Annotated in this window: 14 protein-coding genes; 6 read left to right on the top strand and 8 right to left on the bottom strand. The window is 76.8% G+C overall.

The annotated features are described in order from the left end of the window. Positions 1 to 13: 13 nt before the first annotated feature. Positions 14 to 646 carry a response regulator gene (locus OG335_RS12455; protein ID WP_405011163.1) on the bottom strand — a complete coding sequence of 211 codons (633 nt, stop codon included), beginning with the start codon at positions 644 to 646 and terminating at the stop codon, positions 14 to 16. Beyond that, positions 643 to 1,935 (bottom strand): sensor histidine kinase, encoded by a 1,293-nt coding sequence (locus tag OG335_RS12450; RefSeq protein ID WP_405011162.1) that lies wholly within the window; start codon positions 1,933 to 1,935, stop codon positions 643 to 645. Before OG335_RS12450 ends, OG335_RS12455 begins: the two co-directional genes overlap by 4 nt. Before the next feature lie 215 nt (positions 1,936 to 2,150). On the opposite strand from OG335_RS12450, the gene OG335_RS12445 reads away from it, so the two are divergent. The 4 genes from OG335_RS12445 (at position 2,151) to OG335_RS12430 (ending at position 5,814) form a co-directional block, all read left to right on the top strand. Further along, on the top strand, positions 2,151 to 3,227 hold the full coding sequence (locus tag OG335_RS12445) for an ABC transporter permease (RefSeq protein ID WP_405011161.1): 1,077 nt from the start codon (positions 2,151 to 2,153) through the stop codon (positions 3,225 to 3,227). Continuing rightward, on the top strand, positions 3,224 to 3,904 hold the full coding sequence (locus tag OG335_RS12440) for an ABC transporter ATP-binding protein (protein WP_405011160.1): 681 nt from the start codon (positions 3,224 to 3,226) through the stop codon (positions 3,902 to 3,904). Before OG335_RS12445 ends, OG335_RS12440 begins: the two co-directional genes overlap by 4 nt. 96 nt (positions 3,905 to 4,000) lie before the next feature. Further along, positions 4,001 to 5,122 (top strand): TIGR03364 family FAD-dependent oxidoreductase, encoded by a 1,122-nt coding sequence (locus tag OG335_RS12435; RefSeq protein ID WP_405011159.1) that lies wholly within the window; start codon positions 4,001 to 4,003, stop codon positions 5,120 to 5,122. Positions 5,123 to 5,136: 14 nt separating this feature from the next. Continuing rightward, a complete protein-coding gene (locus OG335_RS12430; RefSeq protein WP_405011158.1) occupies positions 5,137 to 5,814 on the top strand; it encodes a phosphonatase-like hydrolase in 678 nt (225 codons plus the stop codon). A gap of 38 nt (positions 5,815 to 5,852) precedes the next feature. On the opposite strand, the gene OG335_RS12425 is transcribed toward OG335_RS12430, so the two are convergent. Beyond that, the gene (locus OG335_RS12425) at positions 5,853 to 7,187 is read right to left on the bottom strand and encodes a hypothetical protein (RefSeq protein ID WP_405011157.1); all 1,335 of its coding nucleotides are present in this window, start codon (positions 7,185 to 7,187) and stop codon (positions 5,853 to 5,855) included. Positions 7,188 to 7,417: 230 nt separating this feature from the next. Here OG335_RS12425 and OG335_RS12420 point away from each other — a divergent pair, with 230 nt between their 5' ends. After that, positions 7,418 to 7,816 carry an ATP-binding protein gene (locus tag OG335_RS12420; protein WP_405011156.1) on the top strand — a complete coding sequence of 133 codons (399 nt, stop codon included), beginning with the start codon at positions 7,418 to 7,420 and terminating at the stop codon, positions 7,814 to 7,816. A 148-nt stretch (positions 7,817 to 7,964) separates the two neighbouring features. Further along, a complete protein-coding gene (locus OG335_RS12415; protein ID WP_405011155.1) occupies positions 7,965 to 9,146 on the top strand; it encodes a glycoside hydrolase family 3 N-terminal domain-containing protein in 1,182 nt (393 codons plus the stop codon). 42 nt (positions 9,147 to 9,188) lie between these two features. Here OG335_RS12415 and OG335_RS12410 read toward each other — a convergent pair whose 3' ends face one another. From OG335_RS12410 to OG335_RS12390, 5 genes are all read right to left on the bottom strand, one after another. Beyond that, complete coding sequence (locus OG335_RS12410; protein WP_405011154.1) at positions 9,189 to 11,138, bottom strand: phosphocholine-specific phospholipase C; 1,950 nt, start codon at positions 11,136 to 11,138, stop codon at positions 9,189 to 9,191. Between the two features lie 10 nt (positions 11,139 to 11,148). Next, the gene (locus OG335_RS12405; RefSeq protein ID WP_405011153.1) at positions 11,149 to 12,555 is read right to left on the bottom strand and encodes an endonuclease/exonuclease/phosphatase family protein; all 1,407 of its coding nucleotides are present in this window, start codon (positions 12,553 to 12,555) and stop codon (positions 11,149 to 11,151) included. A gap of 176 nt (positions 12,556 to 12,731) precedes the next feature. Next, positions 12,732 to 13,454, bottom strand: coding sequence for a carbohydrate-binding domain-containing protein (locus OG335_RS12400; RefSeq protein ID WP_405011152.1), 723 nt, complete (start codon positions 13,452 to 13,454; stop codon positions 12,732 to 12,734). A 349-nt stretch (positions 13,455 to 13,803) separates the two neighbouring features. Next, positions 13,804 to 14,124, bottom strand: coding sequence for a DMT family transporter (locus OG335_RS12395; RefSeq protein WP_405011151.1), 321 nt, complete (start codon positions 14,122 to 14,124; stop codon positions 13,804 to 13,806). After that, positions 14,124 to 14,837 carry an HAD family hydrolase gene (locus OG335_RS12390; protein WP_405011150.1) on the bottom strand — a complete coding sequence of 238 codons (714 nt, stop codon included), beginning with the start codon at positions 14,835 to 14,837 and terminating at the stop codon, positions 14,124 to 14,126. Before OG335_RS12390 ends, OG335_RS12395 begins: the two co-directional genes overlap by 1 nt. Positions 14,838 to 14,856: the final 19 nt, after the last annotated feature.

Below are 14,856 nucleotides of genomic sequence, written 5' to 3'. Positions count from 1 at the left end.
GGGGTCGAGGGGTTCAGCGGCGGATCAGGCCGCGGTCGGTGGCCGCGGCGACGGCCGCGGTGCGCGAGTCGACGTCGAGCTTGGCGTAGACGTGCACCAGGTGCGACTTCACGGTGGCCTGGCTGATGTGCAACCGCCGGGCGACCTCCAGGTTGGGCAGGCCCCGGGCGACGAGTTCCAGCACCTGCACCTCGCGCAGGCTGAGCGCGACCGCGGGGGTGCGCATGCGGTCCATCAGCCGGTCGGCGACGGCCGGGGCGAGCGCGGTGCGCCCCGCCGCGGCGTCCCGCACCGCGCCGGCCAGCTCGGCCGGCGGGGCGTCCTTCAGCAGGTAGCCGGTCGCGCCGGCCCCGATCGCCCCGAGGGTGTCCGCCTCGCTGTCGTAGGTGGTGACCACCAGCACGCGGGGCGCGCCCGGCCGGGCGGTGATCGCGGCGGTCGCCTCGCAGCCCGTCATGCCGCCGCCGAACCGCAGGTCCATCAGCACCACGTCGACCGGCTGCTCCGCCGCGAGCCGGACGGCCTGCTCGGCCGTGGCGGCCTCCGCGACGATCTCCAGCCCCGGCTCGGTCTCCAGCACGGCCCGCAGCCCGGCCCGGACCACCGGGTGGTCGTCGGCGATCAGCAGCCGGATCGGGCCGGTCACGGCCGCACCGCCCCGCCCGCGGCCGCCGGCACGGGGACGGCCCCGCGGGCACCCGCCGGGCCGGGCAGGGTGCCGTGCGGGACGGCGAGCTGCACCGCCACCGCGGTGCCGCGGCCGGGGGCCGACTCCACGGTCAGCGTGCCGCCCAGGGCGGCCGTCCGGGCGCGCATCGCGGTCAGGCCGAAGCCGTCCGGCGACCCGCCGGACGACCCGTCCGGGGAGCCGTGCTGCGGCCCGTCCGGCGGGGCGGTCGCGGGGTCGAAGCCGACGCCGTCGTCGACGACGTCCAGCGCGACCTCGGTGTCCATGTAGCTGAGTGTCACCTCGACGCTCCGGGCGCGGGCGTGCTGCGCCGCGTTGGCCAGCGCCGACTGCGCCACCCGCACCAGGGCGGGCGGGTACGCCGCGGGCAGCGGGACGGCGTCCCCGGAGAGGGTGAAGCGCACCGGCAGGCCGTACCGCTCCGCGGAGGTCGCGCACAGCCGCTCCAGCGCACCGGGCAGCGGCAGGTCGTCGAGGACGGGCGGGGCGAGCGCCCGGACGAACCGGCGGGCCTCCGTCAGGTTGTCCCGCGCGGCCTCGCGCGCCACGCGGACGTGCCCCTGCGCCGCCGCGGGATCGCCGGGCAGCGCCCGCTCGGCGGCCCGCAGCAGCAGCTGGATCGAGGACAGGCCCTGCGCCAGCGTGTCGTGGATCTCCCGCGCCAGCCGCTCGCGCTCCGCGAGCACCCCGGCGGCGTGGTCGGCGGCGGCCAGGTCGGCGCGGGCCGCGACCAGCTCGCCGAGGAGGTGCCGCCGCCGCTCGCTCTCCTGGTGCAGCGCCCGGTAGCCGACCACGGTGGCGACCGCGACGCCCGCGCCGATCAGCGGTCCGATCACCGCCGCGACGCCCGGCGCGTCCTGGTGCCGGGCGAAACCGGCCGCGGCGGCGAGGGCGGTGGCCAGCACGGCCGCCGGGCCGGTCCGCCGCGACAGCAGGTGCAGCTCGACGAAGTACAGCGGGAAGGCCAGCCACACGCCGTCCCGGGTGAGTACGGTCAGGGTGAGCCAGGCGGCGGTGAGCACGGCGAGCCACAGGGCCGTCGCGGCGCGGCTCCGGCCCACGGACGGCAGCAGCGGACCGGCGGCGTACACGGCGCCGGTCGCCACCGCGGCGAGGACCGCCGGCAGCGCGTCCGGACCGCCGTCGGCCAGCGCCCGGGCGGCGGCGAGCCCCAGCAGGCCGGCCGTCAGCAGGTGCAGGCACCCGGTGACGGCGCGCGGTACGGGGGTCAGGGCGCGAGGGGTCATGGTCCTTTCACCGTACCCGGGCGGGCCGGGCCCGCCGATCGATCGAAAGGTTGATTCGCCACCCCGCCCTTCGATCCGGGGAGAGCGAACCGCCGCGCGATGCGGCGGCAGGGTGCCGGCGGAGACCGTGGGGGTGTCAGCCCTGCCCGGCCGACCGATGCGCCGGGCACGCCGCCGGGGGAGGCCCGGTGCACCGCCGAGAGGGAGCACGCCGCATGTTCGTCGCCTGGAGGGACCTCGGGTTCGCCCGGGGCCGGTTCGCCCTGATGGGCACGGTGGTCGTGCTGATCACCGTGCTGGTCGGGCTGGTCTCCGGTCTCACCGAGGGGCTGGCCCGGGGCAGCACCTCCGCGATCACCGGTCTGTCCGCCGACCGGATCGTCTTCGCCGCCCCCGCCGACGGCCGCGGGCCGTCCTTCACGGACTCCGTCCTGCCCGAGTCGGCCTGGCGGGCGTGGGCGGCCGAGCCGGGCGTCGCCGCCGCCGAACCGCTCGGCATCACCACCACCCGGGCGCGGTCCGGGCCGCGGGCCGCCGCGGTCTCCGCCTTCGGCGTCCGCCCGGGATCGCCGCTGGCACCCGCCGCCGTGCGCGAGGGCACGGCCGTGCTCTCCGCCACCGCCGCGGACGGCCTCGCGGCGCGCCCCGGCGACCGGATCACCCTCGCCGGCCGCCCGTTCACCGTCGGGGCGGTCGCCGGCGACGCCGCGTACAGCCACACCCCGGTGGTGTGGACGAGCCTCGCGGACTGGCAGGCGGTCGCCCCCGGCCCGGCGGAGCCCGGCACCCGGGCGACCGTCGTCGCGCTCACCACCCGCCCCGGCGCCGACCCGGCCGCCGCCGACGCCCGGCTCGGCACCCGCACCGTGACGCGCGCCGCGGCGCTCGCCGCGATCGGCGGGTTCACCGCGGAGAACGGCTCGCTGCAGATGGTGCGGGCGTTCCTGTTCGCGATCTCGGCGCTGGTCGTCGGCGCGTTCTTCGGCATCTGGACGGTGCAGCGCAGCGCCGACATCGCCGTCCTGAAGGCGCTCGGCGCCTCCACCGGCTACCTCCTGCGGGACGCGCTCGGCCAGGCCCTCGTCCTGCTGACCGCGGGCACCGTGCTGGGCAGCGCCGTCGCCGCCGCGGTGGGCGCGCTGCTCGGCGGTGCCGTGCCGTTCGTCCTCGACGCCGCCACGCTGCTCGGGCCCGCGGCGGTCATGGTCGTGCTCGGCACGGCCGGTGCCGCGCTCTCCGTCCGCCGCATCACCTCCGTCGACCCGCTGACCGCCCTGGGGGGCATCCGATGAGCCTGCACCTCGCCGACGTCACCCTCACCTACCCGGACGGCGAGGCCCGCCTCACCGCCCTCGACCGGGTGAGCCTGGACGTGCCCCGCGGCAGCCTGACCGCGGTGGCCGGGCCGTCCGGCTCCGGCAAGTCGAGCCTGCTCGCCGTCGCCGCCACCCTCGTCACCCCGGACGCGGGCCGGGTCGTCGTCGACGGCACCGACACCGCCGGGCTCGGCCGGGCGGCGCTCACCGCGCTGCGCCGCCGCAGCATCGGCCTGGTCTTCCAGCAGCCCGGCCTGCTGCCCTCGCTCACCGCCGTCGAGCAGCTCCAGCTGATGGCGCACCTGGCGGGCCGTCCCGCCCGGACGGCCCGGGCCCGTGCGCTCGACCTGCTCGACGCGGTCGGCCTCGCCGCGCAGGCCGGGCGCCGGCCGGGGCGGCTCTCCGGCGGGCAGCGGCAGCGCGTGGCCATCGCCCGGGCTCTCGTGAACCAGCCGACCGTGCTGCTCGTCGACGAGCCGACCAGTGCGCTGGACAGCGAACGCGGCCGTGCCGTCGTCGAGTTGCTCGCCGACCTGACCCGCCGGCAGGGCACCGCCACCGTGCTCGTCACCCACGACCGCAGCCACCTGGCGCTCGCCGACCAGGTCGCCGAGGTGCACGACGGGCGGCTGGAAGTGGTGGCCCGCACCTGAGCCCGGCGGTGTTGTCTGTACAACTTTACGGCCCGGTTCACCCGCGGGCCGCCGCCCCGACGGCCCGCGGACACCTCGGCGCCCCAGCCTGGACGCATGAGAGTCATCGTCGTAGGAGCCGGGGTGCTCGGCACCATGCACGCCTGGCAGGCCGTCGAACGCGGCCACGAGGTCGTCCACCTGGAACGCGAGGCCGAGGCCCGCGGCGCCTCCGTCCGCAACTTCGGCCTGGTCTGGGTCGGCGGCCGCGCGTCCGGCGAGGAACTCGCCACCGCCCGGCGCGCCCGCGAGCTGTGGCAGCGCATCGGCGAACGCGTCCCCGGTGTCGGGTTCCGCCCCAACGGCTCGCTCACCGTGCTCCGCACCGAGGCCGAACTCGCCGTCGCCGAAGAGGTTCTGAAGCGCGACGACGCCGACGAGCGCGGCTACCGCCTGCTCGACGCCGCCGGGACGAGGGCCCTCAACCCCGCCCTGCGCGGCCGCCACCTCGGCGCCCTGCACTGCACCCGCGACGCCGCCGTCGAACCCCGCACCGCCCAACCCGCCCTCCGCGCCGCCCTGGAGGCGAGCGGCCGCTACACCTACCTGCCCGGCCGCGAGGTGCGTGACGTCGTCGGCACCGCCGCCGTCCGCGACGACCACGGCGACATCCACCGCGGCGACCTCGTACTCCTCTGCACCGGCGCCTGGACGGGCGGGCTCGTCCGTGAACTCGCCCCCGAACTCCCCGTCCGCCGCGTCCGGTTGCAGATGATGCAGACCGACCCGCTGGACGAGCCGCTCACCACCTCCGTCGCCGACGCCGACAGCTTCCGCTACTACCCCGCCTACCGGGGCCCCGCCCTCGACGCCCTGGCCGCCCACCGGCCCCAGCCGCCCGTCGCCGCCGAGCACCGCATGCAACTCCTCCTGGTGCAGCGCCTCGACGGCAGCCTCACCGTCGGCGACACCCACGAGTACGACCAACCCTTCGGCTTCGACACCGTCGAGGAGCCCTACGAGCACCTCGCCGCCGTCGCCGAGGACCTGCTCGGCCGCCCGCTGCCCCGCATCCGCCGCCGCTGGGCCGGCGTCTACGCCCAGTGCACCGACACCACCCGCGTCGTCCACCGCGAACGACTCGACGACGGCCTCTGGATCGTCACCGGCCCCGGCGGACGCGGCATGACCTGCTCGCCCGCCCTCGCCGAGACCACCGCCGACCTCACCGACCTGTAAGGGCCCCGCGCACCATGACCCACGACATCAGCCTCGTCGTCCTCGACATGGCCGGCACCACCGTCGCCGACGGCGGCCTCGTCGAACACGCCTTCTCCGCCGCCGCGGACGGCCTCGGCGTCGCCGACGGCACCCCCGAACGCGCCCGCATGCTCGCGCACGTCCGCGCCACCATGGGCGAGTCCAAGATCTCCGTCTTCCGCCACCTCCTCGGCGACGAGGACCGCGCCCGGCAGGCCAACCGCGCCTTCGAGGCCGCCTACCACGACCTCGTCGACGCCGGGCACTGCGCGCCGCTGCCCGGCGCCGCCGACGCCGTCGAGGCCCTGCGCGCCGCAGGCCTCACGGTCGCCCTGACCACCGGCTTCTCCCGCGCCACCCAGGACCGCATCCTCGCCGCCCTCGGCTGGCAGGACCTCGCCGACCTCACCCTCTGCCCCGCCGACGCCGGCCGCGGCCGCCCCCACCCCGACATGGTGCTCACCGCGCTGCTGCGCACCGGCACCGGCTCCGTGCAGCAGGTCGCCGTCGCCGGGGACACCGGCTACGACATGCTCACCGGCGTGCGCGCCGGGGCGTCCGTCGTCGCCGGCGTCCTCACCGGCGCCCACGACGAGGCGCGGCTGCGCGCCGACGGCGCCACGCACGTCCTCGCGTCCGTCGCCGACCTGCCCGGACTCCTCGCCCGCTGACCCGCGGACGGGGGACCGCGGGAACGGGCCCGCGGCGGTCAGGCGGCCTTGAGCCGGCCGACGTCGCGGGCCCGCTGGTCGAGCCGGGCCACCGCACGGTTGCCCAGGTGCGGGCGCACCCCGGCCCGCAGCGCCGTGAAGTGCTCGTCGCCCCGCACGCTGCTGATCCCCGCGTAGTCGTCGAGGAACGACGACCAGGTCGCCGCGGCCGCCTCCACGTGGCCGTGCTCCATCTGGCGCCGCGCCAGCAGGCCCAGGCCGTGCACCCGCCCCTGCCGCTCCGCCGGGGGCCGCACCCGGTTCGAGGACTCCAGCGCCCGGATCGACCCCGGCAGGTCGCCCAGCTCGTACAGCACGTGCGACACGTGGAACTGGTACGCCGCCCGGTCGTACCCGCCCACCGCGTCGTTGCGCCCGTCCGCCCGCGACAGCGCGCTCTCCGTCTCCGACAGCCGCGCGAACGCCTGCCGCCGGTCCTTCACCATCGCCGCACCGTGCGCCTGCTGGCCCCGCAGGAACGCCGTGAGCCGCGGCCCGGCCGCCGGCGCCGCCTGCGCCGCCGAATCCGCGTACTCCAGCGCCCGCGGCCCGTGCCCGAGGCTCGACGCCTGCAGCGACATGCCGCGCAGCGTGCGGCAGTACGTGGCGTGGTCGCCCGCCTGGTCCGCCAGCCGCAGCGCCTGCACGTAGTACGACTGGCCGAGGCCCTGCGCGAGTTCGTAGACCGCGGACCAGCCCGCCAGGTACGTCAGGTCGGCGGCCGCGGCGAGCATCCCGCTGCGGGCCCGCGCGGTGCCCGCGGCCTGCAGCCACGGGCCGACGCTGTTGACCAGGAAACTCGCCATCATCGGACGGGCGTGCGCCGCGCCCAGCTCGTCCAGGATGCCGGCCAGCCGGTCGGTCATCGTGCGCACCGTCGCGACCTCGCCGTCGCCGATCCGCACCGTGCGGCCGGCCGCGGTGCGGTCGATCCGGTCCGCGGCCTCCCCGAAGCCGGGCACCGCCAGCGCCGCCGAGTACAGGCCCGCGGCCAGCACGCTGCGGCGGGACGGGTCCATGTCGGAGCGGCCCAGCGCCACCAGGCCCGCCACCGGGTCGGCCGCCGGGCCCGGGCCGCCGCCCAGCCCGGTCTCCTCCGCGGCGACCGGGCGGCCCAGCCGTCGGGTGAACGCCTCGCGCACCACCCCGGCCACCTCGGCGCGCGGCCGCGACCCGGCCAGCCAGTGCGAGACGCTCGTCTTGTCGTACGTCAGGGCGAGCCCGGCCTCGGCCCCGGTGCGGCGGACCGCCCGCGCCACCTGGTCGTTGCCCCAGTCCGCCTCGCGCATCAGCGCGGCGAGCGCGGTGTTCGGTGTGCGCGTCCGTCGACCCATGTCGGCCCCCGCATCGTGTTCAACCGGTTCAACCCTGACCCCAGCATGGACCGTTCCCGGGCGCTCCGTAAACGAGTTGACTGAACGTGAGCCGATGGAGCGAAGGACCCGACGGCTCGACGCGGCCCGCCGTCGCTCCCCCCGTCGGCGGCGGGCCGCACCCTGCCCCGAGGCCGGGACGGCCGGGAACGCAGTCCGGGAGAGAAGCCCAGGAGACCAGGAGCGAGCCCATGACGACCGCCGTCACCGGCGCGGCGCCGCCCGCCACCGCCGAGCTGCCCTGCCAGGAGCGGTCCGCCGCCCTCGCCCGCCGGTTCGTCGCCGAACGCCTCGCCTTCCTCGGCCTCGCCCGACTCGTCGAGGACGCCGCGCTCGTCGTCTCCGAACTCGTCGGCAACAGCGTCCGCCACGGCACCGGCGGGCGCATCCGGGTCACCGTCCGCCGCCGGCCCGGCGGCACCGTCCGCATCACCGTGGAGGACGCCTGCCGCACGCTGCCCCGCCTCCTCACCGCCGGCGACGAGGACGAGGACCACCGCGGCCTCGCCCTCGTCGACGCGATCGCCGCCGCCTGGGGCGCCACCCCCACCCCGTACGGCAAGGCGACCTGGGCCGAACTGCCGCGCTGACCGCCCGCCCGGCCGTACGGGGCCGCCCGCCCGGCCGTACGGGGCCGCCGCGCACCGGCGGTCCGAGCGCGCCGCGGACGCGGTTCGGCCCCGGGCGACTTAGCCTGCTGGGGTCGGTCGGGCCAGGTCAGGGCAGAGGAGAGCACCCGTGTCGTCGCACACACGTTGGACGATTGCCTGTTTCGTGCTGCTGCTCACCGCCTGCACGACCGCCCCGAGCCCCGCCGGGCGCACGCCCACCGGCCCGGGCACCCCGCCGCCCTCGCCGCGGCCGAGCGCCTCGCCCGCCTCGCCCGCCTCGCCGGCCGAGCCCGAACCGGCCCCGGTCTCGCCCGAACAGGCCGCCGGACAGCGGGTGGTCTACTCGTACCCCGGCGCGGTGCCGCCGGACTCGCTGCTGGCGACGGTCCGCGAGGGCCGGGCCGCCGGGGTGATCTTCTTCAAGGAGAACACCGCCGACCCGGCCGCCCTCCGGACGGCCGTCGACCGCCTGACCGAGGCGCAGCGGCAGAGCCCGGTCGACGCACCGCTGCTGCTGATGACCGACCAGGAGGGCGGCGCGGTGCGCCGGCTGCCCGGCGCGCCCGAGCTCTCGGCCCGCCAGGTGGGCGAGTCCGCCGACCCGGTCGGCACGGCGGCCCGCACCGGCGCCGAGGCGGGCGGCAACCTCGCCGCCGCCGGGCTCAACACCAACCTCGCGCCCGTGCTCGACGTCTACCGCACGCCCGGCGACTTCATCGACACCAAGCAGCGCTCCTACGGCCGCGACCCGTCGGCGGTCGCGACGCTCGCCAGCGCGTTCGCCGCCGCCCAGCGGACGGCCGGCGTCGCCGCGACGGCCAAGCACTTCCCGGGGCTCGGTTCCGCCCCGGCCGGGAGCAACACCGACACCGGGCCGGTGACGCTGACCCTGCCGCTGGAGACGCTGCGGGCCGTCGACGAGGCGCCGTACCCGGCGGCGATCGCCGCGGGCGTGCCGCTGGTCATGCTGTCGTGGGCGGTCTACCCGGCACTCGACGCGGCCCGCCCGGCCGGCCTGTCGCCGACGGTGGTCGGCGGGGAGCTGCGGAGCCGGCTCGGCTTCCGCGGGGTCACCCTGACCGACGCCCTGGAGGCCGGTGCGCTGACGGGCTTCGGCGGCACCGGCGAGCGGGCGGTCGCCGCCGCGGCGGCCGGCATGGACCTCCTGCTCTGCTCGGCCCGGGACACCGCGCAGGGCGACGAGGCCGCCGCCGCCCTGGCCCGCGCGCTCGCCGACGGCAGCCTCGACCGGGCGGAGTCCGCGGCGGCGGCGGCCCGGGTCGCCGCGCTCCGCGCCGGCCTGCGCTGAGCAGGCGCGGCGTGGGCGGCGCCCGGCGGGTGGGTGGCCCGGTCAGTGCACGGTGCCCGCGTACCGCTGGAGGAAGCGCGTGCCGGTGCCGGCGGTCACCACCACGTCGTACCGGCCCTGGTCGAGCGGCCACGGCACGGTGGCCCGGCCGCCGGGGCCGACCCGGACGGTGCGGGCGGTACCGGCGAAGTCGTTGGGGGCGACGGTGAACGACACCGCCGTGCCGCCGTCGTCGGCCAGCCGGAGCTCCAGGCCCTGCGCGGTGAGGACGGCCGTCACGGACGGCACCGCGACGTCGTCCTGCGGGGCGCGCACCACCGTGCCGGCGAAGCGGCGGACGAAGCCGTCCGGGCCGTGCACCGTGAAGTCGTAGCGTCCGTCGGTCGCCGAGGCCTCCCAGACGTACGTGCCGGAGGCGCCCGGCGCGACGGTGACGGGTGTGCCGGTGAAGGCGTACGCGAGGTTGGGGTACACCGTGAACGGGAACGCCACCCGGCCGGTGTTGGTGAGGGTGCAGGTGATCCGGCCGGTCGTGCGGTCCACCGCGGCGTCGGCCCAGGGCCGGTAGGGCAGTTTCCGGTGCGGGCGGCCGCCCGGCTCCTGGACGGGCATCGACTGCGCTCCGGCCGCCGGGAGTTGTACGCCGGGCAGCTTGGCCCCGGCGTCGGACTTCGCCATCAGGGCGACGGTGTCCGGGAGTTGCGGGAGGGTGAAGTCCGGTGCGGTGAAGTCCAGGCAGCTGGTGAGGTCGCCGCACACGGCGCGGCGCCAGGCCGAGATGTTCGGCTCCTGCACGCCCGTCACCAGCTCCAGGAACCGCAGCACCGAAGTGTGGTCGAAGACCTGGGAGTTCACCCACCCGCCGCGCGACCACGGCGAGGCCACCCACAGCGGCACCCGGTTGCCGAGGCCGATCGCCCGGCCCTGCGTGTACTCCTCCGGCGTGCCCGGCTCGGGGGTCGGCGGCACCACGTGGTCGAAGTATCCGTCGTTCTCGTCGTACATCACCAGGAAGACGGTGTGCCGCCAGACCTCCGGGTTGGCCGTCAGCGACTGCAGCGCCGTGTTCACCCAGTGCGCGCCGTAGCCGGGGCCGGCGCTGGGGTGTTCGCAGAACAGGTACGGCGCGACCAGCCACGAGACGGTGGGCAGGGTGCCGGCCCGGCAGTGCTGGTCGAAGGCGGTGAGGTCCCACTTCGTCATCGCGTTGACGTACCGCGGGTCGGTGGCGGCGAAGGCGTGGAACTGCTCGAAGTACGAGAGCGCGTTGTCGTCGTAGTCGCCGGTACGGTCGTCCTTGCTCGGGTTGTGGTAGACCCGCCAGCTCACCCCGGCGCTCTGCAGCCGCTCGGCGTAGGTCGTCCAGTCGGCCACCGGGTTGTCGGTGACGGGGGTGTTGTCGATCCACGGGCCGGTGGTGCCGTCGCGGCCGGGCCCGGCGGTGCCCGTCCACAGGTAGAGCCGGTTGGGGTCGGTCGGGCCGGCCATCGAGCAGAAGTACGCGTCGCAGAGGGTGAACGCGTCCGCCAGCGCGTACTGGTAGGGGATGTCGGCGCGGGTGAAGTAGCCCATCGCGCGCTCACCCTTGGCGGCGATCCACTTGTTCATGGCGCCGCCGTTGATGGCCTGGTGGCCGGTGGCCCAGTCGTGCGCGAGGCCGCCCGCGTTCTGCGCGTTGTACTTCGTGGTGTCCATCCGGTACGGCAGCATCGCGCCGCCGTCGCTGCGGGCGGCGTCGGGCTGACGGAAGACGTCGGTGCCGTCCGGGAACTGCAGCGCCTGCCGGTCACCGAACCCGCGGACGCCGTTCAGCGTGCCGAAGTAGTGGTCGAAGGAGCGGTTCTCCTGCATGAGGATCACCACGTGCCGGACGTCCGCGATCGAGCCCGCGGTGGCCGCGGCGGCCCCGGCGGCGGGCAGGCCGACGACGGAGGCCGCACCGGCGGCGGCGGTGGCGCCGACGAAGCCGCGGCGGCTGAGCTGGGGGGTCATGGCGGGCCTCTCAGAGGGTGAAGGTGGCGACGGCGGCGGCGGTGTCGCTCGGCCAGCCGTTGGCGGCGGCGCCCGGCTCGGCCTGCGGCCAGCCGGTGGCCAGGGTGTGCGCCTCGACGAGCGCCAGCGCACCGGCGAACTGCACCTGCGCGGTGCGGTCCTGGGGCTCCGGGCGGCCGCCGCGGAGCTTGCGCGTGGGCGACCAGGTGTCGCCCGGCACGGCCACCGGGTCCGGGTGTGCCGCCCGCAGGGCGTCGGTGAGCCCGGCGCCCTGCAGCGCCACCGTCACCGGCCACGCGAGGACCGGCCGGCCGGGCGTGCCCGTCCAGTCGAGGTGGGAGGGGGAGGCGAGGTCGGCGCCGAGCACGACCGGCCGGCCCGCCGCGACGTCGGCACCGACCGCCGCCGCGAGCGCCTCCGCCTGCTGCCCGCGCGTGGACGCCGCCTCCGCGGCCGCCACCTGGGCGGCACCCTGCCCGTCCTGGACGGCGTACGGGCCGTAGCCGGCCTCGCCGAGGTGCGCCGCCCAGAACCGGACGCTGCGCCCGCCCGGCAGTTGCACGGTGGCCGCGGCGGCGGGCAGGGCCGTGGTCGGCGCGGTGACCGCGGCCAGCGGGTAACGGCTGAGGATGCCGACGCTGCCGCTGCTCTGGTAGGCGTACCAGCCCAGCGCGGCGGCGAGGGCCTGCGCGGCGGTGCCCGCGGTCTCCTGCAGGGCCAGCACGTCGAGGTCCTGGGTGAGCACCACCCGCAGCTGCTTCTCCAGGGCGTCGGTGAACGCGGCGCCCGCGGCGGCGAGGTTCCAGGTGGCGGCCTTGAGGCGGAGCGGCGCGGCCGGGGCCCGCACCGGCACCTGCACGGTGACGGTGTCCGTGGCGGCGCCGTCCTTCACTCCGACGGTCACCACCGCCGGGTCGGCGGGCGCGGTCGCCGGGGCCGTGCCGCTCACCGTGCCGTCGGCGGCGACGGACAGCCACGCGTCGCCGCCCGTCCGGCGGAACACCGGCGTGCCCGCGGCCTTCGTCCAGAGCCCGCCCAGCTTCACCGACACGGCGGCCCCGGGCGCGACCCGGGCGGCCGTCAGGGCGTCCACGACGGCGTGCGGCCGCGGGGCGGCGGGCTTCGGACGGAAGGTGAACGGCGCGCTCTGCGCGAGGATCCCGTACCCGTCCTTCGCCAGCAGGTAGGCGGTGTACGGGCCGCCGGTCAGTGCCGAGGTGTCGAGCTGCACGTCGCCGGAGGCGCCCGGGGTGTACTTCCACAGCAGCGAGGAGCCGGTGCCGGGCTGCCGGGTGCCGTCGTAGATGCCGACCCAGTTCTTCGGGTCGGGTGCGTCGGTCGTCCAGTGGAAGGTGAGGCGGTCGCCTTCGACCGGGCCGGTGGTCGTGGTGGGTGCGAGGGTCGATCCGGTCGCCACAGGGGTCCTGTCCGCCGCCGCGGACTCCGGGCGGCTGGTCGAGTTGTCCGAACAACTCGACCATTGACCCGGAGCCCGGCGGACCGGGCGTGAACGACGGGTGACGCATCGCCGGAGGGCCGTCCAACTTCTCCCCGGAGAGGCCGGGTTCGGCGCGGGCGGCCCGGCGGGCGGGGTCAGATCGCCGGGACCTCGACCCAGAAGCGGGTGTCGTTGCCCAGGTTGGCCGGGTTGCTGTTGATCCGGTCGCGGATCCAGTACACCGCGGCACGGTAGTTGCGGATGTCCTGGGTGTTCGGGTTCGAGAGGCCGGAGGCGCCGTTCCGGTGCCCGGCGAACCACGTGCTCTCGCCGTAGTGGCTGCGGCTCTGGTGCAGGCAGGAGACGTCGGAGCCCAGGCCGGAGTTGAGCGCGGACCCGTTGTTCCACTGCCCGGCGCTCTGCCCCCTGAACTGGTTGCAGGAGGCCCGCAGCATCATCCAGTTCTGCTTGAACACGCCGAAGTTGGCGGCGTCACCGCTCTTGTTGTCGCCGTAGGGATAGCCGGTGGTCATGGTGTCGGTCTCCAGCATCGCGGTGGCCAGGTCGAGGGCGTCCGCCCCCGCGCCGCGCAGCTGCTGCTTGCGGGAGCCGAGCCCGCCGACGCTGTACGAACCGCACCTCAGGCCCGACGGGCAGGCCGCGCTGCCGCCGGTGTCGGCCCGGCCGCCGGGGACGACGCAGGAGCGGCTGTTCTCCCAGCCCCAGCCGTCGCCGTCCGGGTCGGTGGAACTGCCGTTGACGCAGTACGGGTAGCCGTTGGGGGCGTTCGCCGCAGTGGCGGCCGGGGTGCCGGCGAACAGCGCCAGGAGGAGGGTGAGCGCGGCGGGCACGGTAACCGTGACGGCACGATTCGTCATGCGGGGGCCTTCCGGGGGAGTCGGGACGCGACGGGACCGGCCCGGCGGGAGGCGCGCCGCATCACGTGCCGACGGGGCCCGGGAGCGCGGGCCCGTCGGCGTGCGGGGCCGTGCCGGGGAGTGACGCCCCCGATGGAACCAGTCTCGACATGAACCGGTCAATACCCGTGAGGGCTCGGTGTGTTGCGGGGCGGAGGCGTCGGCGCCGTAATCGGTTGAGTGCGCGCGGGAGGCCGGCTCCGCGAGCTCGCGACCCGCTTCGGCACCCGGCCGCGGCCCACCCGCCGCTCGTCCGCCGCTTGGCCGCGGCTCACGCGCCGCTCGTCCGTCCAGGGCGTGGGTGCGGGGGTCACCGGCTGCCGCGGAGGTTGATCACGGCCACCCCCAGGACCACCAGCGCGATGCCGAACCACTGGGCGCGGCCCAGCGGTTCGGCGAAGAAGACCACGCCGATCGCCGCCACCGCGACGGTGCCCGCCCCCGACCACACGGCGTACGCCACCGACACCGGGAGCTCCCGCAGGGCCCGGCCCAGCAGCAGGAACGACAGCACGTAGCCCGCCGTCACCCCGAGGCTGGGCCACAACCGGGAGAAGCCGTCGGTGAGTTTGAGCAGGCTCGTCGCGCAGACCTCCGCCGCGATGGCGAGGGCGAGCAGCAGCCAGGGCATCAGGCGGGGCGGTCCGCGGCGAGCCGGCCGAGCAGGGCCAGGTCGGCCTGCTCCAGACTGTCGAGCAGGGTGACCCGTCCGGCGGCGTCGATCGGCACCGCGGACGGCACGGCGAGCACCGCGCAGCCCGCCGCGGTGGCGGAGGCCACCCCGGCCGGGCTGTCCTCGACGGCCACGCAGTCCGCCGGGTCGAGGCCGAGCCGCCCGGCGGCGGCGAGGTACGGCGCCGGGTCGGGCTTGGTGCGGGGGGTGTCCTCGGCGGCCAGGGTGACGGTGAACCACTGCGGGCCGATGGCGCCCAGCACCAGGTCGACGACCCGCCGGGGCGAGGCGGAGACGAGGGCGGTGGGCACGCCCGCCGCCCGCAGGCCGGCCAACAGGGCGAGCGCGCCGGGCCTCGGCACCACCTCGGCGGCGACCCTGCGGGCGAAGCCGGAGTTCAGCGCGCCGGTGAGGTCGTCCACGCTGCGGTCGGACGACCCGGAGCGCCGCAGGTGGGCGGCGGTGTGTTCGGCGGCACGGCCGAGAACGTCGGGCAGGTCGGCCTCGCCGAGGGTGAGGCCGAGTTCGGCGGCGAGTTCGGAGGCGGCCTGCCACCAGAGCGGTTCGGTGTCGACGAGGGTGCCGTCCATGTCGAGGAGGACGGCGGGAGGCGCGGCGTCCGCGGTGGTGCCGGGTGCGGCGGGCGGTGGGGCGTCGGGTGCGGCGGGCATGGCGGTACCTCGGTGTTCA

The organism is Kitasatospora sp. NBC_01539, assembly GCF_045040525.1.
Taxonomy (GTDB): domain Bacteria; phylum Actinomycetota; class Actinomycetes; order Streptomycetales; family Streptomycetaceae; genus Kitasatospora.
This window is presented reverse-complemented; position numbering and strand designations above follow the sequence as displayed.